The organism is Paenarthrobacter sp. R1 (genome assembly GCF_030264015.1).
Classification (GTDB): Bacteria; Actinomycetota; Actinomycetes; order Actinomycetales; family Micrococcaceae; genus Arthrobacter; species Arthrobacter ureafaciens.
This window is the reverse complement of record NZ_CP127115.1, coordinates 2,716,760-2,741,086: the sequence shown is the minus strand read 5'-3', so window position 1 is coordinate 2,741,086 and position 24,327 is coordinate 2,716,760. Positions and strand designations below refer to the sequence as shown.

The following is a 24,327-nucleotide window of genomic DNA, read 5'->3' as shown; positions in this document are numbered from 1 at the left end:
TTGCGCCAAGACCTCGGACTCGCCTGACGTTCCAGTAGCTTCATTCTTCGGCGCCCGCACTTAGGCCCCCTTCGTTTCGTCGGCTACAACACGGATGTTGCGCATTGCAGAACCAGTGAATAAGAGCGGAATAAATGAGTCTCGAAACGCGATTCCTGCGGGGCGTTGGGTGTGCCCGCCACCCGGAGGATTCGTAAGAGGAAATCTCATTCCCACCGGCGCATCGGCCGCAATATGGCGGGGAAATGGGCCGTCGACCGGATAACCAGGGTGAGAAGGCGCACGGAGATTCACGGGAAGCTCCCCCCGCCCGTCGAAGTGTCTTGCAGCGGCGATATGGAACATGGCGCCGTGAGCCCAAGCGATCATGTATGCCTCGGCGAGAACAGCAGGAACATCTACCCTTAACTGGGTCAGCTCCAGCCCCTGGCGATGCCCGCCCACCTTGGGCGCCTGTGCGAGTACCTCGATAACTGGGCGGTCAAAAATGTCTACGGCATCGGGCCCTGTCAGTGCACTAACTGGGATTGTCCCATCTGCGGCGGGCGGAGTGGAAGCGAACGTTACCTTGAGGTCATCTCGTGCCCGGACCGATAGACCATGCTTGACCTTATTGTGAGCGGCGTTGAGTTGGAGTTCGTGTCCCACTAAGAGATCAATCGAAAACTGAAGCCAGTCGGCGAAGACGTTGGAGGCTGATGCAAGTTGCTCGGTCATCCCACTCTGCAAGTCCTGCTGGCGGAGGACCAGGCGAGCGAACTTCATCGGGGCGTCTGGAGACGAGAAGAACTCTTGGAGCTGTTCGACGATTTGATCAAGTTGGTTTGGCCCCATCGACAGCGCCTCCCAGACGCAGGGCGTTCCCGAGGTGAGCGCCGCCGTCAACCGCACAAGGGACTCAGCCGCGTGGTGCCGCAGGGCATAAGCGTCGGTAGCGACCTGTGTTGCAATGGTCCTTGGAGAGGTTTCGGGGACAAAGCTAATAGGTCGGCCGAGAAGTCGAGCGAATTGTCTAGCGGTCTCCGCTTCATGTCGCTCATCTTCATGAGGCGTTACGGGACGCAGTTGGCTGTCGTTGCCACAATCCGCCCACCGAAGAACCATTCCAATTCGGACGCTGAAGTACCCGTAGGGATCAGAAGACAGGAAAGTGTCGTCAAGCTCCTGACGCTGCTCGGCCGTGAGGTTTGGCCCGGTAGGTGGAAGATACATCCAATAAAGCGTAGATTCACTCGGCCGACTGACCCTCCCGCCCCGCCGAGCCGATATGAAGGAACCGTCATGTTTCCACGACGGCCAAGAGCAGCAGTCCCCTTCCCCCTCTTTACAGAATCACGGTTATCGGCGTTACAACCACCGGGGTGGAAATCCGCGGGATCCGGCGTTCTTGGAACGTCATACCACGGCTGATCGGCCTGAGCTCGGCATGCGACACCCTCGCCGGGCTGCTCAAGGTTCCCGTCTGTCAATGCCGGGTTGGCTGTGGTCGGGCCGCAGTCACTTGACCCACATACCCCCCGGGGGTATATTGGCAGTGTTGTCAGTGAGTGGTATGTCGCGGAGGCCGGTTTGGTTTGCCTCTTTACAACCGTTCAACCACAGCGCCATCGCATCTTCTGCAATGAATGGAACTGACATGCACACACCATCACGTACTGAACTGTCTCTGACGTCGTCCTCGGCGGGCTGCGGCTGCTGCTCCACCGACAAGGGCATCGCTGCAGGTGCCGAGGCCGTCGGCGTCGAGTACCCGTTGGAAGGCCTGACCTGCGGCGGTTGCGTCGCCAGCGTCGAGAAGGCCGTCGCCGCCGTCAAGGGCGTTGACACCGCGACCGTTGAACTTGCCCCCGCCGGGGTTTCCCGCCTCGTCGTTTCAGGACCGGCCGATCCTTCGGCTGTCCGGGACGCCGTCACGTCGGCTGGATACAGCCTGACCAGCTAGTTCGAACCCACACCGGCCTGCGCCGCATTCGTGCGATGACGCGGCCGTCACTGGAGGAGCGCACAATGGCAGAGCATGACCATCACCATAACCACCACCCATCACCGGTCAGCGAAGCCGACCGGGAACCAACCACCCAGCTTGCGGGCGGGATAACACCGCCCGTGCATGAGCACCACGGCCACCTGTCCGGTCACGAGGATCGGGATGACCATGCCGTGCACAGCCACGGCCAGCACGCCGGACACAGCACCGCCATGTTCAGGGACCGGTTCTGGCTGACGCTTGCCCTGTCGGTCCCGGTCGTGTATTTCAGCCCGATGTTCGGGCACCTTCTGGGGTACATGCCCCCTGAATTCCCGGGTTCGGCGTGGATTCCGCCTGTGCTTGGTACGGTGATCTTCCTCTACGGAGGGATGCCGTTCCTCAAGGGCGGCCTGAACGAGTTGAGGAACCGGCAGCCAGGGATGATGCTGCTGATCAGCATGGCCATTTCGGTCGCGTTCCTCGCGTCCTGGGCGACCAGCCTGCGGATCGGGAACTTCGATTTGGACTTCTGGTGGGAGCTGGCGCTGCTGGTGGCCATCATGCTGCTCGGTCACTGGATCGAAATGCGGGCGCTCGGTTCGGCCCAGAGCGCCCTGGACGCGCTGGCGGCCCTGTTGCCCGACGAAGCAGAACGCGTCACCGACAAGGGCGTCGAAACCGTCAAGGTTTCCGAACTGAGGACCGGGGATATCGTCCTGGTCCGGTCCGGGGCGCGAATGCCCGCCGACGGCACGATCGTTGAGGGGCAGGCCGAGTTCGATGAATCCATGATCACCGGGGAGTCTAAAACAGTCCTGCGCACCGTGGCGGACCCGGTCGTGGCCGGAACCGTTGCCACCGACAACACCGTCCGGGTCACTGTCACGGCAGTCGGGGACGACACGGCACTGGCCGGCATCCAACGTCTGGTCGCCGAAGCGCAGGCCTCCTCCTCCAAGGCGCAGGCCCTCGCTGACCGGGCAGCGGCGTTCCTGTTCTACTTCGCGACCATCGCCGGTGTCATCACATTCATTGCCTGGACGCTGCTGGGCAGCCTCCCCGAAGCGGTCACCCGCACCGTGACGGTTCTGGTGATCGCTTGCCCGCACGCCCTCGGGCTGGCCATCCCGCTGGTCATCGCGATCTCCACCGAACAGGCTGCCCGGGCCGGGGTACTGATCAAGAACCGGATCGCACTTGAACGGATGCGCACCATCGATGTGGTCCTGTTCGACAAAACCGGAACCCTGACCAAAGGCGAACCCGAGGTCAGGAACACCGCCACCACCAAAGGTGCCGGGGACAATGAATTGCTGGCCCTGGCCGCAGCCGTCGAATCCGATAGCGAGCATCCCGTGGCCCGGGCCATCGTCCGGGCAGCACATAAGCAAGGCCTGAAATTTCCGCAGGCGACGGGTTTCACCTCGATGACAGGCCGCGGTGTGCGGGCCATGATCGACGGGCGAACCATCCAGGTCGGCGGACCGGCGCTGCTGCGCGAACTCGGACTCATTGAGCCCGGAACGCTGGCGGCCTCAACCCGTGAATGGATGGACCGCGGCGCGGCCGTGTTGCACGTCATTGACGGGAAACACGTGCTGGGGGCACTGAGCCTCGAAGACGCCATCCGTCCTGAGTCCCGGCAGGCCGTAGCGGCCCTGCAAAGCCGGGGAGTCAAGGTTGCCATGATCACCGGCGACGCCACCCAGGTCGCCAAGTCGGTGGGCGCGGAGTTGGACATCGATGAGGTCTTCGCCGAAGTGCTGCCCGCGGATAAGGACAAGAAGGTCGCCGAGCTGCAGTCCCGCGGAATGAAGGTTGCGATGGTCGGAGACGGCGTGAACGACTCCCCTGCTCTGGCCCGCGCGGAGGTTGGTATCGCCATTGGTGCCGGCACCGATGTGGCCATGGAATCGGCTGGGGTGATCCTGGCCGGCAACGACCCGAGGGCGGTGCTGTCCCTGGTGGACCTGTCCCGGGCAAGCTACGCGAAGATGTGGCAGAACCTTGTCTGGGCCACCGGGTACAACGTCATCGCCGTGCCGCTGGCCGCCGGTGTCCTGGCGTTCGCCGGGATCGTGCTCTCCCCCGCTGCCGGGGCGGTCCTGATGTCCGTCTCCACGATCGTGGTCGCACTCAACGCCCAGCTGCTCCGGCGCGTGAAACTGAACCCCTCGCAGGTTCGTTGACCCAACAGGGAAACGGTACCGGCCTCCACCTCACAGGAAGGGTGGTGCCGGTACCGGTAGCCTGAAACAACATGCAGACAGGAGGACCGTGATGGCAGCACAACGCACCACCAGCGGATCCGCCCTGCTCAGCGTCGGGCTTCTGGCCGCAGTTATCGCCCTCATCGCCGGGATCCTCGGAATGCACGTCATGACCGGCGACCACTCGGCGCACGCGGGGATGACTGTTTCCGAAGCAGGCACGTCCGCTGCGGGCACTTCCATCACCGGGCACGACAACCATGGTCCCGCGCCGCAGGAAAATGCCTTAGTCCCGGAGCGGACCGTGTTGGGCGACGTCGCGTCCCCGACGCAGTGCTCGTGTTCAGGGAACTGTGCCAGCCAGCACGCTATGGCCGCTTCCTGCATCCCTTCCGTGGCGCCAGGCGGCCTGACAGCGCCCCTTCCGGACACCAGTGTCTCCATCACGGCGCCCTCCTCGGAGTCTGCCAACGCGCCGAGCATTCCGTGGTCGTACCGTCCCGGCAGTCCTTCACCGGGTGAATTGTCCATCAGCAGAACGTAGGCAACCCGGCCGCCCGGTTCCGGGCAACCTTTTCGTTGCCGTCGGCAGCCCCTCAAGGCTGTCGCACGTTCCTCTTTTGCACACCCCTCTCTTTTGCGAGGCGCCTGCGCGCCCCCGGAACTTGTGAAGGACCTGATTTTCATGAACACGAAGAAGCTTTTACCTGTAGCCGCGACAGCGATCGCCGCCGCAATAGCCCTCGCCGGCTGCGGTACCGCCGGCGGTTCCGGATCCTCCGGGACATCCATGCCCGGAATGGACCATGGCAGCAGCTCATCCAGCCCCGCAGCGGCTGCGGACCAAAACACCGCGGACGTCATGTTCGCCCAGATGATGATTCCCCACCACGCACAGGCCGTGGAGATGAGCGAGACGATCCTCAAGAAGCAGGACATCCCTGCCGAGATCACTGCCCTGGCGACCCGGATCAAAGAAGCCCAGGGGCCCGAAATCGAGAAAATGACCGGCTGGTTGGCGGGCTGGGGCGAATCCACCCAGACGCCCGCTGGGCACAGCATGGACGGCATGATGGGCGCCGATGACATGGCAAAGCTCGACGCCGCCCAAGGAGTTGAAGCAGCCAAACTGTTCCTGACCCAGATGATTGCCCACCACCAAGGTGCCGTGACCATGGCCCGGACCGAGACCACCGACGGCAAGAATCCGGAAGCGGTCCAGCTCAGCAAGGACATCGTGAGCGCCCAGGAAGCCGAAATCCAGGAAATGCAGAAACTGCTGGCCACCCTCTAGCCGGCCTCTGATCCGCCGGTCCCGTCACTTAGACCAGCGGGGCCGGCGGCGTCCCTCTACCTTCCCCCAACACTGGAGCTTTCCATGCGACTTTCCAATCTCACTCCCGTCCGCGCCGGAGCCGTTGTCACCGGCGCCCTGCTCGTCTTTGCCCTGGCTGCTTGCGCCCCGGCAAACCCTTCGGCGAGCGGCACACCATCCATTCAAGTGACCGACAAAGCCCTGCCCAGCAGCCACGTGCACGGACTCACCGTCGACGGTGATACCGACCAAGTACTGCTGGCCACCCACGACGGGCTTTTCGACATGACCAAGCAGCCGGTACCCAAGATCGGTGGCACCAACGACCTGATGGGCTTCACCGCCGGAAAAGACGGCATCTTCTACGCCTCCGGCCACCCCGGCCCCGGCTCTGACCTGCCCAACCCCCTCGGACTGATCAAATCCACCGACGGAGGACAACGCTGGGAGAAGCTCTCCCGGCAAGGCGAATCCGATTTCCATGCTATTGCCACCACCAAATCAGGCATCGTCGCGTACGACGGGGAACTGCGCAGCAGCCCCGACGGGAAAACCTGGAAAACCGTCGCCGCCGCTTTCGCCCCGGCCGTCCTGGCCGGGCATCCCGACAGCGACATCGTGCTGGGCACCACCACCGAAGGGATCCAACGCTCCACCGACGGCGGAACCACCTGGACACTGAACACGACCGGCCCGGTAATCCAGTACGCCGCTTTCGCCACCCCGGACGAGGCGGCAGGCGTTGCCCCCGACGGAACCGTCTACTACTCATCCGACGGAGGAGCCACTTGGACCGAAAAGGGGCGCATCGGTGGTGAAGTCCTGGCCATCGCGGCCGTCAAAGGCGGGGTCGGGAATCCCCGGATCTGGGCTGCCACGCCGGACGGAATTGTTGTTTCCACCGAGGATGGAACGAGTTTCCGCCCCTCCGCCTGAAGCGCATGGACACGTTTGAATCAGTGCTCCAGCTGTCGCGACGTGCGGGCAGTCTGATTGGTCCAAGGGCAGACAGGGCGGCCCGGCGGGCATGACGTAGCCCCGCTGTTCGGGTTGATGAGCATGACACAACAGCGTATCTCTAGGTGCATATATACGCACATATGCACTACTTGGTTTGTTGAGGGTTTACGATGCTGTCTGTTTTGCAGGATACGACGTACCGTCGTTTGTTTTTGGCCCAGGTAGTGGCGCTGGTGGGTACCGGGCTTCTGACAGTTGCGTTGGGCCTGTTGGCCTTTGACATTGCCGGTCGGAACGCCGGGGCGATCATGGGCACGGCTTTGCTGATCAAGATGCTGGCGTACGTGGGTTTCGCCCCGGTCATTAACGCCCTGGTCGCTCGTTTACCGAAGAAGCCGGTACTTATCGGGGCAGATCTGGTGCGGGCTGCGATGGCCCTGTGCCTGCCGTTCATCACGGAGGCGTGGCAGATCTACCTGGTGATTTTCCTGTTGCAGTCGGCGTCGGCGACGTTTACCCCGGCGTTCCAGTCGCTGATCCCCGCCGTGCTGAGAAGCGAACGTGATTACACCCGCGCCTTGTCTTTATCCAGGCTCGCTTATGACATGGAGGCGTTGGTCAGCCCTGCAGCGGCGGCGCTGCTGCTGAGCGTCGTCAGTTACAACAACCTGTTCCTGGGCACCGTTGCCGGGTTCATGTTCTCCGCCGGGATGGTCGCCTTTACGGTTCTTCCCCCGCCGGCTCTGAACGGCGCGGAGGCGGCCAGTTCTTTGTGGCACCGGACTACCCTGGGTGCCAGAATCTTCTGGCGGAACCGACGGCTGCGGTCGCTGCTGGCATTGAATATGGTGGTCGCCGCCCCGACTTCGCTGGCCTTGGTGAACTCTGTCGTCTATGTCCGGGACGTTCTGCATCGCCCCGAGACAGACCTTGCCTTGGTTTTGGCCTGTTTCGGGGTCGGCTCGATGGTCGTGGCGGTGACGGCACCACGCGTGCTGGAGCGTTTCGGGGATCGGGCGGTGATGCTCAGCGGCGCGGCACTGATCCCGGTTGCCTTGGCAGCTGCCACGACGGTCACGTTCTTGGCCGCCCCGGGTGCTGGATGGTGGTGGTTGCTCGCCCTGTGGTTCCTGCTCGGCGCGAGCAACTCCACAATCCTTACACCGTCCGCGCGGTTGCTGCGGGACGCGTCGACAGAGGAGAACCGCCCCTATGTTTTCACGGCGCAGTTCTCGCTCTCGCATGCCTGCTACATCCTCAGTTACCCACTGGCGGGCTGGATCGGAGCGGCCGCCGGCTTGGGCTGGGCTGCACTGGGATTGACGATTCTTGCAATACTGGGCAGTGTGGGGGCCGTCCTGTCCTGGCCCCGGCCCACCGCCATGAGAACCTTGAAATCCATGAACGAAGGAGTGGAGTGTTGAGCAGCCAGCCGAGCTCGTTAGGCGGCGCCTTTGGCGAGCCCTCGCTTTTCCACCCCGGCAGGCCCGGGCCGGAGCTGCTTGAGAGCGCCGCCGGCACCTTGCGGATGCTCGCCGAACCAACCCGGCTACACCTGCTGTGGGAGCTCGCGCAGGGCCCGAAGTCCGTCACCGAACTCGTCGACTCCGCGTCTGTTCCACGGACGGTGATCAGCCAGCACCTGTCCAAGTTACGGTTGAGCGGACTCGTCGATACCCGCAAAGATGGCCGGCGCGTTATCTACTCCCTCCACGACGGCCACCTGTCCAGACTTATCCAGGAAACCATCAACCACGCCGACCATCAGGTAACCGGGGAACCAGCCCACGGCTAAACCCTTCTGCGTGTCGTCACACCCTGACAACGTACGGATTCGCGCGGACCTTGCAGCCCGACGGCCCCATTCCTATGGCGGGGCGTGCGCAGCAGATTCTTTGTCGGGGAGGCATCGTTTCCGGCGGCCTTCGCCCCTACCGACGGGCCAATGTTGGATCCGTGATCTGTCTCTTGGGTCTGGCCACCAGCACGTTCGTCGCCACCCGACGAAGTCGAGGCTTATCACGAGGTTCACCCTACACAGGGACCACCCATATTGCTTCTGAGGCTGCGGCGCCCAAGTCGATGTCCTCGTCTTGTCCGTGGAGCCGGACGGTGGTCAGGTCGGTATAGGGCCGCGGCGGCCGTATGGACAATTGGGTATCCGGTGAGAGCCCGAGTTCGGCAAAAAAGCGCAACATCTCCGGGTCGGCGTCGGAGATCCGAATGACCGCAACCGTACTTCCCGCGGCGGTGGCCGAGAGCTGTGTTCCCGCTGTCTGAATCGGGGACCCATCAGCAGGCGGTATTGGGTCGCCGTGGGGATCTCGCCTGGGATGGCCCAGGCACTGGTCGATGCGCTCGATGAGTTTGTCCGAGACAGCATGCTCAAGCGTCTCGGCCTCGTCGTGGACCTCGTCCCAGCCATACCCGAGAACCTGGACAAGGAAGGTCTCCAGGAGACGGTGCCTGCGGACCATGGTGACAGCGTGTTCCCGGCCTTCCCGGGTCAGCTCGATGGCGCCGTAGGGGGCGTGGGTAACCAGATTCTGCGCAGCCAGCTTCTTAATTCCGTCCGAGACCGTGGAAGGCCGCACCCTCAGGCGCTCGGCCATGGCACTGACGGTTATTGGGGTGGCGGACCATTCGGTGGCGGACCAAATCAGCTTCAGGTAGTCCTGGGCGGAGGTGGATAGGTCGGTTACGAGCATTGCTTCATACTACTTTGATGCCACCCAAAATGTTAGGCTTATCGAACAATATTGTTTTCAGCGTTGAAATCTAGGAGTCGGTGTGCCGAAATTCAGTTTGGAGAAGCTGCTAAGCCGGCGGTCGATGATCTCCGGCGCCGCAGCCCTCGCCGCAGTGCCGGCCTTTTCGTCACTGGCGCCCCGCGAGGCCCAGGCCACCGGTGCAGGACCGCACTCCGGTCATGGCACGCCCGCCCAGAACACCACCCCCCGAGCATCCACCAGCGGCCCGGCCGCGGCCACTGGTGGTTCCGCAGGCGGCGCCACTTCCATGAGCCATGCCGGCCACGCCGGCTTCGCTGGCGGATCTGTCCCGGTCGACCGGGCCGGGATCGATCCCACCGCCATCCTGCGGGACTTCGACCGGGGGAAGACCAGCACCCTGCCGGACGGGCGGCCACTGCGGGAATGGGACATTGTGGCCGTGGACAAGGACTTCGAAATCGCCCCCGGAGTGACCTTCCCGGGGTGGAGCTACAACGGACGGATCCCCGGGCCCACGCTCTGGGCGCGGGAAGGAGACCTGCTGCGGATCCACTTCACCAACGCCGGCGCGCATCCGCACACCATGCACTTCCACGGTGTGCACCGGGCGGAAATGGACGGCACTCCCGGGATCGGCGCCGGATCCATTGCGCCGGGCCAGAGTTTCACCTACGAGTTCGATGCCACACCGTTCGGCACCCACCTCTACCACTGCCACCAGTCACCACTGGCACCCCATATCGCCAAGGGCCTCTACGGCGGATTCATCATCGAACCCAAAGAGGGACGGCCGGCGGCCGATGACGAGATGGTCATGGTCATGAACGGCTACAACACCGATGGCGGGGACGATAACGAGTTCTACTCGGTCAACGGGCTGCCGTTCCATTTCATGGACTACCCCGTCCAGGTCAAACAGAACGCGTTGGTGCGGATCCATCTGATCAACGTGCTTGAGTATGACCCCATCAACTCCTTCCACGTGCATGGCAACTTCTTCCACTACTACCCGACCGGGACCATGCTGACGCCCAGTGAATTCACCGACACCATTTCCCAGGTGCAGGGCCAGCGCGGCATCGTGGAAATCCGCTTCCCCTACCCCGGCAAGTTCATGTTCCACGCCCACAAGACCGAGTTCGCCGAACTCGGCTGGATGGGCTTCTTCGAGGTGACCCCGGCATGAGCATTGAAGAACAAACCACGACGACGGTATCGCCCCCGCCTCCCGGTGGCCGCCGTCCGCCGGTGCCTGGCTGGTTGCTTGGCCTCGGACCGTTGGTCCTTATCGTCGTCCTGATGGCCGTGTTCGCCTTACTGAACGGCCCCGGGTTGGCGAAGCTGTCCGAAGGCATCCCGCCCAAGGAAGAGATCGCCGTCGAAGACGTCCGCTTCCTGCCCGGCCAGATCCAGGTCACTGCCCGCAACGAGGGACCGGACCCCGTCAGTATCGCCCAGGTGAACGTCTCGGACTACTACGCGGCCTTCACCCAGACGCGCGAAACCATGGCCCCGCTCGAAACCACGACGCTGACCATCAGCTACCACTGGGTGGATGGGGACCCGTACGAGATAGCCCTCGTCACCTCCATCGGCGGCAAAATCCCCGCCACGGTTGATGCAGCAGCCCTTAGCCCCGAACGCGGCACCTCGTTCTTCGGTCTGATGACCCTGCTGGGCATCTACGTAGGCGTCATTCCGGTTGCCCTGGGCATGCTGTGGATGCCGTTCATCCGCCGCTCCTCAGCGGCCTGGATCAGGCTCCTGCTCGGTGTCACGGTCGGGCTCCTGGCCTTCCTCGCCGTCGACGCCATACTCGAAGGCATGGAACTCGTCGCCGGGAGCGGCGCGTTCGGCGGTCCCCTGGTGGTGTTCCTCGGCGCCCTCGTCGCGTACCTGGTGCTCGAAGGCACCGATGCCTGGATGCGGCGACACCAGGACCTCAGCAGCATCGGAAAACCCGCCGCCCTGCCGCCACGTCGGCTGGCCCTGCTCATCGCCATCGGCATCGGTCTGCACAACCTCGGCGAAGGGCTGGCCATCGGCTCCGCGTACGCCGTGGGATCGCTGGCGCTCGGGGCCACACTGATTGTGGGCTTCGCCATCCACAACACCACCGAAGGCCTCGCCATCGTCACACCCCTGGCCAAGGAACCAGCACGCCTGGGCCGGCTTGCGGTACTGGGTCTGATCGCCGGGGCACCTGCGATCGCCGGCGCCCTCATCGGGGCCACCGTCAACCAGCCCGCGCTCTCGGCCTTCCTCCTGGGGCTTGGAGCAGGCGCCGTCGCCCAGGTCGCCCTCAAGATCCTGCCCCTGATGAAAGACCACGCCGTCAAGGTACTGACCCCGCTGGCCAGTGCCGGCATCATCCTCGGCCTTGCCATCATGTTCGCCACGGGTCTGCTCGTTCAGGCCTGACAGCGGCCCTCTGAGCCTCACCGACAAAAGTACACAATTGCGTGGATACATTGATGAATGTAATTTTGGAGCATGGAAACCCTCACGCACGCCCCGGTGCTCGCGCGGTTCGGCTACGCGGTCTCGGATCCCACCAGGGCCAGAATCCTGCTGGCACTCTCCGAAGCGCCGGGATACCCTTCCAGCCTCGCCGAGGCGCTGTCGGTATCGCGGCAGAGCATGTCCAACCACCTGACCTGCCTTCGCGGCTGCGGCCTGGTAGTGGCAGTCCCGGACGGGCGGCGGATGCGGTACGAACTCGCCGATGCCAGGCTGGGCCACGCGATCACTGACCTTCTGGGCGTCGTCCTGGCAGTGGACCCAACCTGCTGTGCTCCCGGCGGCGGCGCGCCTGCCCTGGCCAGCCGGTTCGAAACCGACCGGCCCGGCCGGCTGCGGCTTCACACTGGAGGAACGGCTAGGCCATGACCGACTATGAACTGCGCGTCATCAAGGGCTGTCCGAACACTGTTCCTGCGCTGAATCTGTTTCGCATTGCCCTGGAAGCGGCGGGGCTGCCGGTGACACGTCTCCGTGTCCGGGTCCTCACCTCTGATCGTGAAGCCCAGGAACTGGGCTTTCAGGGCTCACCGTCGTTCATCGCCGCCGGAGATGACCTGTTTCCGGCGGTCGCGATTCCAGCCGTGAGCTGCCGCGTTTACCCTTCCGCGGGGAAAATGGCAGGCTTGCCGGCTTTGGCGTCGTTAGTGGCGGCTGTGCGCGGGTCGGGTCAGGAGGCATGAGGGACCAGGAAACCAAGGCGCTACTCCCGTTGCGTGCGTTGATGGCACTGGCGGTCGCTGGTTTGGCGCTGGGTGACTTGCTGGTCAAATCCGCCGTGGTTCTGACGATGGGCCAAGGCCAGCTCTGGGACCTCGGAGTAGTCAACGTCCGGTTGGCGTACAATACCGGTGTCGCGTTCGGCCTCGGCGCGACCTTGTCCCCGTGGATTGTCCTCGCAGCGACGGCAGCGATCGTGGCGGTGCTGGCCGTTTACCTGTACCGGGCGGCTCCCGGATTCAACCGGGTGTCCCGGGCCGGAGCGATCCTCCTGCTCGGCGGCGCCGTCGGGAATTTGGTGGATCGAACGGACGGGTCCGGGGTCGTTGATTACCTGCACACCGGTTGGTTCCCGACCTTCAACATTGCCGACGTCTTCGTCACCGCTGGAGTCGGCCTGCTGGTGGTGGGCTCCATCCGCACCCCGGCCTTGGCCCCTAAAGAAGAGGGGCGCTGACCGGTGGACATAGGTGAGTACTTTGCCTCGACGGTAACCTCCGGGGCGCTGGTCCTGGCACTTCCCCTGGCGGCAGTGGCGGGCTTGGTGTCCTTCCTGTCCCCCTGTATTCTTCCGCTGGTTCCGGGCTACCTGGGCTTCGTCTCCGGGCTTACGGACCCGGCCCAACCGCGGAACAGGCGACGCGTCCTGGCCGGCGTTGGACTGTTTATTCTGGGCTTCGGGGCCGTGTTCACCCTGTACGGGGCCGCTTTCGGCGCCATCGGGGCCTGGTTGATCCGTTGGCAGGATCCTCTCATGAGGGGCCTGGGGATCGTGGTCATCCTCATGGGGCTGGTGCTGCTCGGACGATTTTCCTGGCTCCAACAGACCCGGAAATTCCAGATCCCCGGCCGCCACGGGCTCTCCGGCGCCCCGCTGCTGGGAATCGTCTTCGGGCTGGGATGGACCCCCTGCATGGGGCCGACGCTCAGCGCCGTCCTCAGCCTGAGCGTCACCGCCGGGAGCGCCTGGCGCGGGGCCTTGCTCGCCTTTGTCTACTGCCTTGGCCTGGGCATTCCCTTCGTCCTCGTGGCCTTGGGCCTGAACTGGGTGTCAAAGGCCCTGCTCGTGGTGCGCAGGCACATCAGGGCCGTGAATATCGGCGGCGCCGTCATGCTCATCATCCTCGGTGTCCTGATGGTGTCCGGCTTGTGGGTGCAATGGATCTACCAACTGCAAAACCTCGCCGGAACGTTCCTGATGCCCGTCTAGGCACGTCCACCCCGGAACTCTGATACGAAAAGCAAGGACAACCTCATGAGCAGTCAACCACAAGCGCACCGGGGACCCCGCCGCCGCACTATCCTGGGCCTGGGCGGGGCACTGCTTGCCCTCGCCGGCTGCGCAAGCCAGGATGATCTGGCCGAGCAGGCCAAAGCCGGAGACGACAAAAACTACATCGCCGGCGACGGGTCCGTGAACGAATACCCACCCGCCTCACGCGGCTCCCGGGTCTCCCTGGAAGGCCAGCTCTTCAACGGCGAGAAGATTTCTGCCCAGGACTGGGCCGGCAAGGTCGTGGTCCTGAATTTCTGGTACGCAGCCTGCGCACCCTGCCGGGTCGAGGCGCCGGACCTGGCCGCCCTCCACCTCGAATTCAAGGACAAGGGCGTGCTGTTCTACGGGGTCAACGTCCGCGACGACGCCGCAACCGCAGAAGCCTTCGAACGGACCTTCAACGTGCAATACCCCAGTTTTGATGACAGCGACGGCGGCGTGCTGCTGGCAATGACCGAGTACGTCCCGCCCCGCGCGGTACCCACCACCCTCGTGCTCGACACAGAAGGCCGCGTCAGTGCCCGGATCCTCGGGGTCTCCCAAAAAGGAACCCTGAAAGCACTGATCACCTCCGCCGCGGCCGGATCCTGAACAGACACCCCGCCGTGAATCCAACCTCAAGGAATCCCTCCCCATGACCAGCACCCCACCACCGAACGGGACGATGCAAACTGCCGGTTCCACCGCGCAGCCACAGGCCCCCCGCTTCACCCGCGACAAGCCCCTTGGCTGGCTCCTGCTCATCACCGGGGTCATCGGCTGGCTGGCCTCCGGCACCTTGGTCTTGGAGAAACTCGAAGTCCTCAAAGACCCCGGATACCAAACCGCCTGCGACATCAATCCGTGGATTTCCTGCGGCCAGGTCATGCAGACCTGGCAGAGTTCGGTCTTCGGCTTTCCCAACATGTTCATCGGGATCGTGGCGTTCGCTGTCATCATCACCACCGGCATGGCACTGCTCTCCGGCGCCACCTTCGCGCCCTGGTACTGGGCAGGGCTCCAGGCCGGCGTCACCCTTGGTTTTGCCTTTGTCGTGTGGCTATGGTCGCAGGCCCTGTACTCGATCCACATCCTCTGCCCCTTCTGCATGATCGTCTGGGCAGCAATGATTCCCCTCTTCGTCTGGGTCACGGCCCGAAACCTCACCCACGGAATCATCAAGGTCCCCGCACGGGCCGCGCGGATTGTGGGCGAGTCCGGCTGGATCATCACTGCCCTGCTCTACGTGGCCGTGGCCGCGACCATCTTCTTTGCGTTCCTTCACGTGTTCATTGGCACCTCCGGTTTCTAAAAAGGGCCCCCGGAGCGCGGCCTAAGTCCTGCTGCCGCAAGGATGGCTCGCTCCGCGGGCGGCCCGACGTGCCGGACGTGGAACCTCTGACGTGCACCAGAGCCGCGTCAACGGGCCCCGCCCCAAACCTTCATCGCCCCGCCAATCGAGGAATGCCCATGGCCCGGAACCAGCCAAAGCCCAGGACCGCCAACCGGAGGCCCGGCCCACCGGACCGCGAGGGAGCGGGGATCCTAACCGGCCTGCGCGACCTCATCGACAACATCGCCAACAGCTCCCCTGCCCGGTTGGCTTTCAGCGCCTTCGTGGTGGTGATTCTGCTCTTCACCGGCCTGCTGTCCTTGCCGGCGTCCTCCGCCACCGGTGAGCAAACACCCCTCCATCAGGCCATGTTCACGGCCGTCTCCAGCGTCTGCGTCACCGGACTGACAGTAGTATCCACCGCCACGCACTGGTCCTTCTTCGGGCAGCTGGTCATCCTGGTGGGCATTTTCGTCGGGGGTTTGGGCACGCTGACGCTCGCGTCCCTGTTGGCCCTCATGGTCAGCAAGCGCCTGGGCGTGCGCGGCAAGCTCATCGCCCAGGAAGCCATGAACAACGCCGGAAGGTTCGGTGAAGTCGGTACGCTCCTGCGGATCGTCATCGTGACCTCGGTCGTCATCGAAGCGGGGCTGGCCATCGCCCTGATCCCCCGCTTCGTGGTCCTGGGCGAGCCGTTCTGGCAAGCCGTGTGGCACGGCGTCTTCTACTCCATCTCAGCTTTCAACAACGCAGGGTTCACACCCCATTCGGACGGGATCGTCCCTTACGAAACCGACCTGTGGATCTTGGTCCCGCTGATGCTGGGCGTTTTCCTCGGCAGCCTGGGCTTCCCGGTAGTCATGGTCCTCCGGCAGAACGGGCTGAACTGGAAGAAGTGGAACCTCCACACCAAGCTAACCATCCAGGTCTCCCTCATCCTGCTCGCGGCAGGTACGGTCCTGTGGGCAGTCATGGAGTGGGACAACGTTCGGACCATCGGTACCTTGGAGGCCGGCGAGAAGGTCATCCATTCGCTCTTTGCCTCTGTCATGACACGCTCGGGCGGTTTCAACTTGGTGGATCAGAACCAGATGGAATCCACCACGATGCTCCTCACCGACGCGCTCATGTTCGCCGGCGGCGGGTCGGCCTCCACAGCCGGCGGCATCAAGGTGACCACCATCGCCGTCATGTTCCTGGCCATAGTGGCCGAAGCCCGCGGCGATGCCGACGTGAAGGTCTATGGCCGCACCATTCCCCAGGGCACCATGCGGGTGGCGATCTCCGTGATCGTCGCAGGAGCCACCATTGTGTCCGTCGCCGCCTTTCTGCTCCTGCAGATCAGCGGGGCCTCCCTTGACCGGGTACTGTTCGAGACGATCTCGGCCTTTGCCACCGTGGGACTGAGCACCAACCTCAGTGCCGAACTGCCGCCAATCGGGGTGTACGTATTATCGGCTCTGATGTTCGCAGGGCGCGTTGGCACCGTCACCCTGGCCGCTGCACTGGCCCTGCGCCAACGCAGCCAGCTGTACCACTACCCCGAAGAGCGACCGATCATTGGCTGACCCCGCCCCTGGAGGGTGGGAGGTGCCACCATCCGGGTCAGATCCAGCCTTGCGGATTTACCGTCTGACCGTTCAGGAGTACTTCGAAATGCAGGTGGCAGCCGGTGGAGGCTCCGGTGGTCCCGGCCGCTGCAAGCCGCTGGCCGGCGGTCACGGTCGCCCCGACAGCGGTTTCGATGGACGCCAAGTGGTTATAAGTACTCTTCAGGCCGTTACCGTGGTCCACCACAATCCTGTTTCCGCCTCCATAAGCGGACCAACCGGCCTCCACGACCGTTCCAGCGCCCGCAGCGAATACTGCGGTCTGACACGCTGCCACGAGGTCAAGACCGGTATGGAGCTCCCCGGAGCCGCTGATCGGGCTGGAGCGGATACCGAACGGCGAAGCGACCGACATGCTGGCCAGCGGCGCGCCGAGCCGGGCAGAGGAAGCAACGGGTGCGGCAGCGACAGCCTTCGGCGCTGCCGTGCCCGCGGCGGCAACCTGGGCCTTGGCCGGCGCGGGCACCGGCGCCTGCTCGGTGGTGACAGCCGGCCGTTCATAGCTGATGGACGCCCCGGCAGAGGCCTGAACCGGTGCAATGGAAGCTTTTGTCGCTGCGGCTTGCACGGCCGGACCGGTTCCGGTGGGGGCTGGGCCGGCGTGGGCTGCGGTGAGTGAGGCCGTCAGGATCGCGGCGACGCTCAGCGTGGCGGCAGCGGTGACCTGTTTGCGCCGACTCCCGCCCGGCCCGGCAGCCGGCACCGCCCGGTGCTGCTGCGTAGTCCGGGAAGTCCTAGTCCGGGATGTCGTCGGGGCAGCCGCGCGGGGGAAGGGACCTGAGGTTGGTTTTCGGCGCCGGCCATGGGGGGATGAGGAAGTCAAAGGGGATCCTTTCGTTCGCCTGCGAAGTTAGCTGTCGGGTTCGAGCCAAGGAAAATGCCCGGCCGCTGACCCGGTGGCCATCTGACCACCGGCGTCGCGGCTTCACCCCAAGGCAGGCTGGCTGCCGATTGTGGGTCCTCCACCCCCGCCGTGAAAAGGGATAGTCGTTTGATGCTGCCGGCGGGGCTGAGCGTACGGCATCAAGGGTTTTAGTACAGAAAAACCTGAACTAATAGTAGCTACAAAGCGTCATCGTTACAATTTCGTGACACGGCGTTGGGCGGCACCGGGGGCTTGAACCCGGCGGGGTGCTGCTTCCGGCAGTCCTGAACACAGCAACATCTGGGCAGTCCTCAGATGTGCAGCCAATGGTGTCAACGAACCCCGCCTCGGGATGGTTCCGGTACTGGGGCCTGCCACCACGGAGCCCTTGTGATTGAGGTCCCGGTGCCGCGGAGCACGTCGGGACCAGCTGAAGGATCCTGGTGTTCTCGCACGAGTACGCGGTTCGTTTCTGCGGAAGAGGGTAGAACCGGACAACCACGCCCAGGGGCCTGTCGGTGTGACAGCCTGGATGTCACTGTCGACCGGTCCAGGGCGCGGGGGGGGTTAGAGCCCCATGGAGTCCAGAAGGGCGTCTTCTTCTTCGGAGCCGGAGCGCCTGGGCCGGGAGGGAGCCCGGGGCTGCTGAACGGCTTCAGCCGGGTCCGCCGTGTTCTCCGGCATGTCGGATTCCTCGCGCCCGATCCGGGCCTGTTGCCGTGCCATGTATCCGAAGCCGACGAACGCCAGAACTCCAAAGGTGATCCACTGCAGGGCATAGGACAGGTTCGACCCTTCCTTGACGGCGGGTGCGGCGAGTGGCTGGGGGGCCACGGACGGTGGTGGAGACTCCGAGGTCATCACCCCGTAGCTGCCCGTCATGAGCGGGTAATCCAGTTGCCTCCCGTAATGGGACAGGTCGATGCTGGCCAGTTGGCCCTCGGGCGCGTCACGGCCGAGATCAGGTTCGGACGGCTTGATCCGGATGACCGCTGCAACCTCACCGGTCGGTGGGCCGGGCACCGCGTCGGGGTATCCGGGCCGGTCATTGCCTATCGGCAGCCATCCTCTGTTGATCGCGATCGTCTCACCGGAGCTCAACCGGAACGGGACCAGAACCTCGTATCCGGCGGCGGAATTGTTGGGCCGGTTCCTGACGATTCTCTGGTCCTGCGCAAGGTACCAGCCCGTCACCGATACAGTCGTCCACTTCGCCTCAGGGTCGGCAACGGCGAAGTATGTACTGGCGTCCTTGAACGGCACGGGGGGTTTGTCATAGTTCTCCTGGACCCTGCGGATCTCGGTCACGGCCTGATTCCGACGCTCCATCTGCCAGTTCCCGAGTCCAATGCACGCGGCGGCGAACAGTGCTGCCATCATCAGGAAACCGGCCCAACGCCAGGACAGCAGGAACCTATACGCCACCGGGGTCCTCCTGGATCTGCCACTGCCCGACCAGCAGTGCGCGGATGGCCGCCGCTTCGGCGGCCAGGCGGTGGTCCTCGCCGCGGGCCAGCAGACCGTATTCGACCATGGTTCGTCCGTCCTCGTGGGTGCCGGCGCGGACCCAGACCCTGCGGCGGTTCACGTACAGCGAGGCCAGCAGGCCAGCGACGGCCATCAACGAGAAGATCAGAACGCCGGTCTGTCCGGGGGTGCTGCGGATGTCCACGCCAATGTAGCGTTTGAGGCCATCGAAGCTGATGCTTCCCTTGCCCTCGGGCAGCGTGTATGTGCCACCGGGAGCCAGTGTGATGCCCTTGGCGGGCAGTTCCCGGCCGTTGAGCTGGGTCAATCCCTTCACATCCAGGTTGTAGACATTCTGCGGCGCGCCGGTGTCCAGGCCCAGATCCCCATAGTAGGAGTTCAGGTTCAGTTGGGGGTTCAGCGGGTCCGGGTCGAAGCTGTAGGCGACCCCTTCATCATTTTTGATCGCGGAGGGCAGAAAGAATCCCACGAAACCCAGTTGCGCCGGACGGGCATCTGGAACCTTGATGACAACCGTTGATGTGTAAACCCCATCGTTCGGGATGCCCACGACCGGTCCGCTGAATGCCGTATCACCATTGCCGTCCCGGACCGTGATGACCGGGGCGTAGCCGTTGCCGACCAAAAAGACGCCCACCTCCCCGAAATAGACAGGGTCATTGACCTTAAGCGTCCGGGGTTCCTGGGCTGCACCGGGAGCATCCCTGGTTCTCAGCTGGGCGGTGAAATCAATAGGCTGGCCGAACTGCCTGCTGGACTCCCGGTCGAACCGGACAGCGAACGTGTCCAAGGTGACCGTAAACGGCTCCAGCCACGAGGACTGGAAGTTCGTTCCGGGCGCAAAGTTGTCGTAGCCCACGAGCGTGTTGACGAAGGTATCGCCTTCGATCAGGATTTTCTGTCCCCGGAACCCGAACAGCCCGCCAATGGCCAAACAGATCAGGACGCCGATCAACGAGGTGTGGAACACCAGGTTGCCGGCCTCCTTCAGGAAGCCGCGCTCGGCACCCAAGGACGGCAAAGCTGCTTTTTCGTCCCTGACCTGGACCCGGTAGCCGCGCTTCTTCAGTGCAGCGGCCGCGCCGGCGATGGCGGCCGCGGCAGGTATCCCGGCTTCCGCGGGCACCTGCAGGGTTCCGTACTCCGGCAGCCGGGAGAGCCGCTTCGGGGTCCGCGGAGGGTGCGAACGCATGGCTTTGTAGTGGGCGCGGGCCCTTGGAAGCACACAGCCGATCAGGGAGATGAACAGCAGAATGTAGATGGCGGAGAACCAGGCCGAGGAATAGACGTCGAAAAGCTGCAGTGCATCCAGGAGTGGTCCGTAGTCCGGGCGGTTCTTGATGTACTGGGTGACGAGCGAAGGGTTGGCCGGACGCTGGGGAAAGAGCGATCCCGGCACCGCGGCGATAGCCAGCAACAGCAGCAGGAACAGGGCTGTCCGCATACTGGTCAGCTGGCGCCAAGCCCAGCGCAGCATGCCAAAAGCTCCCAGCGGCGGCGGGGTGGGGCCGGCGTTCTCATCAGTGCGGGCAGGGCCCGCAGGGTTATCAGTGCTCATCGTCGGCGCACCGGTCGGTTGGCCAGTTGGCGCAGGTATTCGTTGTAGGCGTCCAGATCCGGGTCCCCTGCCACGGCTGCCGTCCGGTCCGCCTTGACCCACCCACGGGCCTCCTCCCGCTGCCACCGCACGAGGATGAACATCAGCAACAGCACCCCGGGCAGTTCCCCATAAGACCATGCCAGTCCACCGGCCAGGCCCTGGTCGGCCATCGGGTCCACGTTCCAAGTTGCCGGTGGTGCCGCGAAGAACTTGACCATCGGGGCGGTGGCCATCATGATGACAACCCCGAAAAAAGCGTGCAACGGCATCTCAGCAAAGATGTCCAGCATCCGGCCGAAGTGCGTTTGCCTGGTCGGCAGCGGATCCGCTGAAATCAGTGGCACCGTGAACAGGATGCCGGCGGCAAGGAACAACAGCTCGAGTCCGACGTGCCCGTACCAGTTGGGCAGCAGCAGGTCCGCAAGCCCGGAGAAATAGACGCCGTAGAAGCTGAGCAGGAACAAGGGCACCATGAAGGCCGGATGGATGGCCAACCGGCCCCAGCGGGAGCGCAGGCCCCAGAGGGCCGCCTTCAGGACCGGCCGGCCCAACCGGCCGTGCGGGGTCGCCCGCAGCAGCAAGGTGCCGGGGGATCCGATGACCAGCAGGGGCGGGACGGCCATCATCAGGGTCAGCTGCTGGAACATGAAAATGGAGAACATCCGCAGTCCGTACCCTTCGATGCCGGCTCCCATGACGACGATGATGGCCAGGCAGCCGAACAGGAAGGAGACGGTGCGAACCGGGGACCAGTGCCGGCCCTGCCGCCAGAGGCTGATGGCGCCGGCCAGATAAAGGAGAGCGGCCAGCAGCGTCAAGGCCGGGATCAGCGGAACAGGCTGGAAGTTCGGCGCAAGGTACTCCCCCAACGATGGCGGCAGCGAGGGAAGCCAGACCGGACCCTCGACTCCAGGGTCGCCCATGTCAGTACCGCCATCCGGACGAGACGGCCAGGCCAGGGGCCAGCGCTAGTTGTTGCTGACCATCGTCAGCCGGTCCCGTCCGGCGTGGCCGACGTGCGTGAGGCCCAGATCCAGCAGCATGCGCACGTGGGAATCGGCCAGTGAGTAATAGGCCATCCGGCCGGAACGACGGACCTGCACCACGCGCGGGCCCCGCAGCAGGCGCAGCGCATGGGAGACGCCGGATTCGCTCAACCCTGTGGTGGCAGCCAGATCGCACACGCACATCTCCCCTTCGAGCAGGGCGATGAGGATCCTTACCCGCCCCGGGTCCGAGAGCAGCCCGAAGATCACCGCGAGATCCGTCACGTCCGATTCGGCGGGCATTCGGGACCTGACGGCCTCCACCTTCTCGGCGTCGACCAGACGGATGGCGCATTCGCTGCCCGGCTGGCCGGCGGCGGTCGGCTGTGCCTGTGCTGTTCCGGTCATTCATCAAGACTACCCTTACTTGCTAATGCGTCGCATTTGCCTTGTGGCGTGCCGGGGTGGGCCGGAGAGCCCGGCAGGCTCAGACGGCATCCACCGATTAACGTCTGAACAACTCTACAGATAATCTTGAATGGCGCTGGAATGCACCGGCGCTGCCTGCCCCCGACGCATCGGAGGAGTCAGGTCCGGACCTGCGTTAGGGAACCATTGTGGCTTTGAAAGCCCCCGCTGCCGGCGGCAGCACGGCCGTCTCGCCGAAACTGCGCTGGTTCGCTGTGGCCGGTGCCATCGCCGTGGTCGTGGTGCTGGTGGCCACGGCGTACGGCAGGGGAACCCTGCCTGCCGAGACCCGCGATCCTGGCGCTTTGGTCCGGTGGGGCTACGGTGTCGCCCAGACCATGCAGAACATAGCGGCCGCTGCCACCTTCGGCGCCCTTGTGTTTGCTGCGTTCATCGTTCCGCCGGTCCTGCGGGGCCGTAAAAATGCGGGCCGGACCGGGTCCGGGGTGACGGCGGCGCAAATCGCTGCCGCCGACGAGCACCCGGCGTTCAGCCGGATCATGGTGCTGGCCTCGGTGGCGAGCCTGACGTGGACCCTTTCGGCCCTGGCAGTATTGGTGTTCAGCTTCTCCGACATCGCCGGCGTGCCGGTCTCGGGGAGCCCCGAATTCGCCGCGCAACTGACCTCCTACATTACGGAGCTTCCCAACGGGGCGGCCTGGCTGTGGGTCGTCATCATCTCCTCGGTCGTCGCCACCCTGACCTTCGGTGTCCGGTCCAGCGCAGGCCTGGGCGCCGCCGTGTTGCTGGCACTCTCAGGCCTGGTGCCGGTGATGCTGATCGGCCACGCGGCCGGTGGAAGCGACCACGAACAGGCCATCAACTCCCTGGGCCTGCACCTGATCGGGGTGTGCCTGTGGTTCGGTGGGCTCATTGCCTTAGGCGTTGCCGGGACAGCCCTGGGCAAAGACACCGCTGCGGTCCTCGGGCGATTCTCCACCCTGGCCGGTTTTTCCTTCGTCCTCGTGGTGGCCTCGGGGATTATCAATGCCACGATCCGCATCGATTTTCCCGCGGGTCTGGCCTCACCCTACGGTGTCCTGCTGATGGCAAAAACGGTGGCCGCTCTGGCCCTGGGCGCGATCGGATTCCTGCACCGGAAGCGGCTGATACCGGCCTTGAGCATGAAGTCCGGCAACGGGCAGGCGACCGGGTTGGTGTGGCGGTTCATCGTCGTCGAGCTGCTGATCATGGGTGCCGTCAGCGGCCTGGCTGCCGCGCTGAGCCGCACACCGACACCAACCGGGGAGGATATCCGCCCCGCCCTGACCCCCGCCGAAGTCCTCACCGGCTACCTCTTGCCACCGGAACTGACCCCCGAACGCTGGTTCACCATGTGGCGCCCGGACTGGCTCTGGATCGCCTTCGCGCTCTTCGCCGCATACCTGTACCTGCGGGCGGCGCAGCGGCTGCGCCGCCGCGGGGACAGCTGGCCGTGGATACGCACTGCGGCCTGGCTCGCGGGGTTGGCGGCGCTGGTGTTTTTCACCTCCGGAGGGCCGTCGGTGTACGGGCGGATACTTTTCAGTGCACACATGCTGGATCACATGGCCCTGACCATGATCGTCCCCGTGTTCCTCGTCCTCGGAGCCCCGGTCACGCTCGCGCTCAGGACGCTCAAACCGCGGACTGACGGTTCCCGCGGGCCGCGCGAGTGGATCATGGTACTGATCCATTCCCGCGTGGCCGCCATCGTAACGCACCCCCTCTTCGTTGCCGCGAATTTCGCCGGATCCATCGTCCTGTTCTACTACTCCGATGCTTTCGGCTTCGCCCTCCGGGAACACGCCGGGCACGAACTCATGACAGTCCATTTCGTGATCACCGGATACCTGTTCGTCCTGTCGATGATCGGCACCGACCCCATCCCCCGCCGGGCGCCGTATCCGCTGCGGCTGCTGCTGCTTCTGGCCACCATGGCCTTCCACGCGTTTTTCGGTGTCACCTTAATGGGCTCGACTACCCTGATCCAGCCGCAGTGGTTCACCGAACTGGGCCGACAATGGGGAGCGCCGCCCTTGGAGGACCAGCAAATGGCCGGCGCCATCACCTGGGGTATCGGCGAGGTCCCCACCTTGCTGATCGCCATCGGCGTAGCCGTCATGTGGTCACGCTCGGATGCCCGCGAAACGCGGCGCAGCGACAGGGCGGCCGCACGCACTAACGATGCTGATCTGGACGCCTACAACGCAATGCTCGCAAGCCTCGAGGAACGTGACACCAGGGGCCGTGGTGGCCAGGTCTAATCCGGTCAGTCCCGGACCATCATTAAGTTCAGGATATTCTGAATCCATAT

At 64.3% G+C, this 24,327-nt stretch carries 24 protein-coding genes and 1 riboswitch; of the genes, 17 read left to right on the top strand and 7 right to left on the bottom strand.

What is annotated here, in order from left to right; all coding sequences use genetic code 11:
- Positions 1 to 60: 60 nt before the first annotated feature.
- Positions 61 to 1,212, bottom strand: coding sequence for a hypothetical protein (locus QN084_RS13345; protein ID WP_285750159.1), 1,152 nt, complete (start codon positions 1,210 to 1,212; stop codon positions 61 to 63).
- Positions 1,213 to 1,636: 424 nt separating this feature from the next.
- On the opposite strand from QN084_RS13345, the gene QN084_RS13340 reads away from it, so the two are divergent.
- The 7 genes from QN084_RS13340 (at position 1,637) to QN084_RS13310 (ending at position 8,249) form a co-directional block, all read left to right on the top strand.
- A complete protein-coding gene (locus QN084_RS13340; protein ID WP_083262027.1) occupies positions 1,637 to 1,942 on the top strand; it encodes a heavy-metal-associated domain-containing protein in 306 nt (101 codons plus the stop codon).
- A 65-nt stretch (positions 1,943 to 2,007) separates the two neighbouring features.
- Positions 2,008 to 4,158 carry a copper-translocating P-type ATPase gene (locus QN084_RS13335; protein ID WP_069695536.1) on the top strand — a complete coding sequence of 717 codons (2,151 nt, stop codon included), beginning with the start codon at positions 2,008 to 2,010 and terminating at the stop codon, positions 4,156 to 4,158.
- Between the two features lie 91 nt (positions 4,159 to 4,249).
- Positions 4,250 to 4,723 carry a DUF6153 family protein gene (locus QN084_RS13330; RefSeq protein WP_069695535.1) on the top strand — a complete coding sequence of 158 codons (474 nt, stop codon included), beginning with the start codon at positions 4,250 to 4,252 and terminating at the stop codon, positions 4,721 to 4,723.
- 141 nt (positions 4,724 to 4,864) lie between these two features.
- A complete protein-coding gene (locus QN084_RS13325; protein ID WP_069695552.1) occupies positions 4,865 to 5,473 on the top strand; it encodes a DUF305 domain-containing protein in 609 nt (202 codons plus the stop codon).
- 84 nt (positions 5,474 to 5,557) lie between these two features.
- The gene (locus QN084_RS13320) at positions 5,558 to 6,430 is read left to right on the top strand and encodes a F510_1955 family glycosylhydrolase (RefSeq protein ID WP_069695534.1); all 873 of its coding nucleotides are present in this window, start codon (positions 5,558 to 5,560) and stop codon (positions 6,428 to 6,430) included.
- A gap of 194 nt (positions 6,431 to 6,624) precedes the next feature.
- On the top strand, positions 6,625 to 7,878 hold the full coding sequence (locus QN084_RS13315) for an MFS transporter (protein WP_069695533.1): 1,254 nt from the start codon (positions 6,625 to 6,627) through the stop codon (positions 7,876 to 7,878).
- Positions 7,875 to 8,249 (top strand): ArsR/SmtB family transcription factor, encoded by a 375-nt coding sequence (locus tag QN084_RS13310; RefSeq protein ID WP_069695551.1) that lies wholly within the window; start codon positions 7,875 to 7,877, stop codon positions 8,247 to 8,249. Before QN084_RS13315 ends, QN084_RS13310 begins: the two co-directional genes overlap by 4 nt.
- A gap of 238 nt (positions 8,250 to 8,487) precedes the next feature.
- Here QN084_RS13310 and QN084_RS13305 read toward each other — a convergent pair whose 3' ends face one another.
- Positions 8,488 to 9,162, bottom strand: coding sequence for a metal-dependent transcriptional regulator (locus QN084_RS13305; RefSeq protein ID WP_069695532.1), 675 nt, complete (start codon positions 9,160 to 9,162; stop codon positions 8,488 to 8,490).
- An 82-nt stretch (positions 9,163 to 9,244) separates the two neighbouring features.
- On the opposite strand from QN084_RS13305, the gene QN084_RS13300 reads away from it, so the two are divergent.
- The 9 genes from QN084_RS13300 (at position 9,245) to QN084_RS13260 (ending at position 16,582) form a co-directional block, all read left to right on the top strand.
- Positions 9,245 to 10,372: a multicopper oxidase domain-containing protein gene (locus tag QN084_RS13300; RefSeq protein ID WP_264398804.1), complete on the top strand. Its 1,128-nt coding sequence runs from the start codon at positions 9,245 to 9,247 to the stop codon at positions 10,370 to 10,372.
- Positions 10,369 to 11,607 (top strand): ZIP family metal transporter, encoded by a 1,239-nt coding sequence (locus tag QN084_RS13295; RefSeq protein WP_083262028.1) that lies wholly within the window; start codon positions 10,369 to 10,371, stop codon positions 11,605 to 11,607. The genes QN084_RS13300 and QN084_RS13295 overlap by 4 nt, the downstream gene beginning before the upstream one ends.
- Positions 11,608 to 11,679: 72 nt before the next feature.
- Positions 11,680 to 12,075, top strand: coding sequence for an ArsR/SmtB family transcription factor (locus QN084_RS13290; protein ID WP_168529806.1), 396 nt, complete (start codon positions 11,680 to 11,682; stop codon positions 12,073 to 12,075).
- Entirely contained in the window at positions 12,072 to 12,389 is a 318-nt protein-coding gene (locus tag QN084_RS13285) for a hypothetical protein (protein ID WP_069695530.1), read from the top strand. Before QN084_RS13290 ends, QN084_RS13285 begins: the two co-directional genes overlap by 4 nt.
- On the top strand, positions 12,386 to 12,883 hold the full coding sequence (gene lspA / locus QN084_RS13280) for a signal peptidase II (RefSeq protein WP_069695529.1): 498 nt from the start codon (positions 12,386 to 12,388) through the stop codon (positions 12,881 to 12,883). Before QN084_RS13285 ends, lspA begins: the two co-directional genes overlap by 4 nt.
- Before the next feature lie 3 nt (positions 12,884 to 12,886).
- Entirely contained in the window at positions 12,887 to 13,636 is a 750-nt protein-coding gene (locus QN084_RS13275; protein ID WP_069695528.1) for a cytochrome c biogenesis CcdA family protein, read from the top strand.
- Between the two features lie 45 nt (positions 13,637 to 13,681).
- Entirely contained in the window at positions 13,682 to 14,293 is a 612-nt protein-coding gene (locus QN084_RS13270; RefSeq protein WP_069695527.1) for a TlpA family protein disulfide reductase, read from the top strand.
- 73 nt (positions 14,294 to 14,366) lie between these two features.
- Positions 14,367 to 14,993: a vitamin K epoxide reductase family protein gene (locus QN084_RS13265; protein WP_259363006.1), complete on the top strand. Its 627-nt coding sequence runs from the start codon at positions 14,367 to 14,369 to the stop codon at positions 14,991 to 14,993.
- 158 nt (positions 14,994 to 15,151) lie between these two features.
- Positions 15,152 to 16,582 (top strand): TrkH family potassium uptake protein, encoded by a 1,431-nt coding sequence (locus QN084_RS13260; RefSeq protein ID WP_069695525.1) that lies wholly within the window; start codon positions 15,152 to 15,154, stop codon positions 16,580 to 16,582.
- A 37-nt stretch (positions 16,583 to 16,619) separates the two neighbouring features.
- On the opposite strand, the gene QN084_RS13255 is transcribed toward QN084_RS13260, so the two are convergent.
- The 5 genes from QN084_RS13255 to QN084_RS13235 all read right to left on the bottom strand — a co-directional run bounded on the left by QN084_RS13255 (position 16,620) and on the right by QN084_RS13235 (position 21,971).
- Positions 16,620 to 17,327 (bottom strand): M23 family metallopeptidase, encoded by a 708-nt coding sequence (locus tag QN084_RS13255; RefSeq protein WP_259362797.1) that lies wholly within the window; start codon positions 17,325 to 17,327, stop codon positions 16,620 to 16,622.
- 123 nt (positions 17,328 to 17,450) lie between these two features.
- Positions 17,451 to 17,624, bottom strand: a riboswitch (cyclic di-AMP (ydaO/yuaA leader).
- A 432-nt stretch (positions 17,625 to 18,056) separates the two neighbouring features.
- Positions 18,057 to 18,914 carry an SURF1 family cytochrome oxidase biogenesis protein gene (locus QN084_RS13250; RefSeq protein WP_069695523.1) on the bottom strand — a complete coding sequence of 286 codons (858 nt, stop codon included), beginning with the start codon at positions 18,912 to 18,914 and terminating at the stop codon, positions 18,057 to 18,059.
- Positions 18,904 to 20,535 carry a cytochrome c biogenesis protein ResB gene (gene resB / locus QN084_RS13245; protein WP_069695522.1) on the bottom strand — a complete coding sequence of 544 codons (1,632 nt, stop codon included), beginning with the start codon at positions 20,533 to 20,535 and terminating at the stop codon, positions 18,904 to 18,906. The genes QN084_RS13250 and resB overlap by 11 nt, the downstream gene beginning before the upstream one ends.
- Entirely contained in the window at positions 20,532 to 21,500 is a 969-nt protein-coding gene (locus tag QN084_RS13240; protein WP_069695521.1) for a cytochrome c oxidase assembly protein, read from the bottom strand. The genes resB and QN084_RS13240 overlap by 4 nt, the downstream gene beginning before the upstream one ends.
- A 45-nt stretch (positions 21,501 to 21,545) precedes the next feature.
- Entirely contained in the window at positions 21,546 to 21,971 is a 426-nt protein-coding gene (locus QN084_RS13235; RefSeq protein ID WP_069695520.1) for an ArsR/SmtB family transcription factor, read from the bottom strand.
- Between the two features lie 209 nt (positions 21,972 to 22,180).
- On the opposite strand from QN084_RS13235, the gene QN084_RS13230 reads away from it, so the two are divergent.
- On the top strand, positions 22,181 to 24,277 hold the full coding sequence (locus tag QN084_RS13230) for a bifunctional copper resistance protein CopD/cytochrome c oxidase assembly protein (protein WP_069695519.1): 2,097 nt from the start codon (positions 22,181 to 22,183) through the stop codon (positions 24,275 to 24,277).
- The last annotated feature ends 50 nt before the right edge of the window (positions 24,278 to 24,327 follow it).

What these genes read in the sequence shown, in the direction of transcription:
- resB (WP_069695522.1), bottom strand. Translation starts at nt 20,535, where the DNA reads ATGAGCACTGATAACCCTGCGGGCCCTGCCCGCACTGATGAGAACGCC.
- QN084_RS13330 (WP_069695535.1), top strand. Translation starts at nt 4,250, where the DNA reads ATGGCAGCACAACGCACCACCAGCGGATCCGCCCTGCTCAGCGTCGGG.
- lspA (WP_069695529.1), top strand. Translation starts at nt 12,386, where the DNA reads ATGAGGGACCAGGAAACCAAGGCGCTACTCCCGTTGCGTGCGTTGATG.
- QN084_RS13345 (WP_285750159.1), bottom strand. Translation starts at nt 1,212, where the DNA reads ATGTATCTTCCACCTACCGGGCCAAACCTCACGGCCGAGCAGCGTCAG.
- QN084_RS13325 (WP_069695552.1), top strand. Translation starts at nt 4,865, where the DNA reads ATGAACACGAAGAAGCTTTTACCTGTAGCCGCGACAGCGATCGCCGCC.
- QN084_RS13235 (WP_069695520.1), bottom strand. Translation starts at nt 21,971, where the DNA reads ATGACCGGAACAGCACAGGCACAGCCGACCGCCGCCGGCCAGCCGGGC.
- QN084_RS13270 (WP_069695527.1), top strand. Translation starts at nt 13,682, where the DNA reads ATGAGCAGTCAACCACAAGCGCACCGGGGACCCCGCCGCCGCACTATC.
- QN084_RS13340 (WP_083262027.1), top strand. Translation starts at nt 1,637, where the DNA reads ATGCACACACCATCACGTACTGAACTGTCTCTGACGTCGTCCTCGGCG.
- QN084_RS13285 (WP_069695530.1), top strand. Translation starts at nt 12,072, where the DNA reads ATGACCGACTATGAACTGCGCGTCATCAAGGGCTGTCCGAACACTGTT.
- QN084_RS13260 (WP_069695525.1), top strand. Translation starts at nt 15,152, where the DNA reads ATGGCCCGGAACCAGCCAAAGCCCAGGACCGCCAACCGGAGGCCCGGC.
- QN084_RS13335 (WP_069695536.1), top strand. Translation starts at nt 2,008, where the DNA reads ATGGCAGAGCATGACCATCACCATAACCACCACCCATCACCGGTCAGC.
- QN084_RS13305 (WP_069695532.1), bottom strand. Translation starts at nt 9,162, where the DNA reads ATGCTCGTAACCGACCTATCCACCTCCGCCCAGGACTACCTGAAGCTG.
- QN084_RS13295 (WP_083262028.1), top strand. Translation starts at nt 10,369, where the DNA reads ATGAGCATTGAAGAACAAACCACGACGACGGTATCGCCCCCGCCTCCC.
- QN084_RS13290 (WP_168529806.1), top strand. Translation starts at nt 11,680, where the DNA reads ATGGAAACCCTCACGCACGCCCCGGTGCTCGCGCGGTTCGGCTACGCG.
- QN084_RS13320 (WP_069695534.1), top strand. Translation starts at nt 5,558, where the DNA reads ATGCGACTTTCCAATCTCACTCCCGTCCGCGCCGGAGCCGTTGTCACC.
- QN084_RS13315 (WP_069695533.1), top strand. Translation starts at nt 6,625, where the DNA reads ATGCTGTCTGTTTTGCAGGATACGACGTACCGTCGTTTGTTTTTGGCC.
- QN084_RS13265 (WP_259363006.1), top strand. Translation starts at nt 14,367, where the DNA reads ATGCAAACTGCCGGTTCCACCGCGCAGCCACAGGCCCCCCGCTTCACC.
- QN084_RS13240 (WP_069695521.1), bottom strand. Translation starts at nt 21,500, where the DNA reads ATGGGCGACCCTGGAGTCGAGGGTCCGGTCTGGCTTCCCTCGCTGCCG.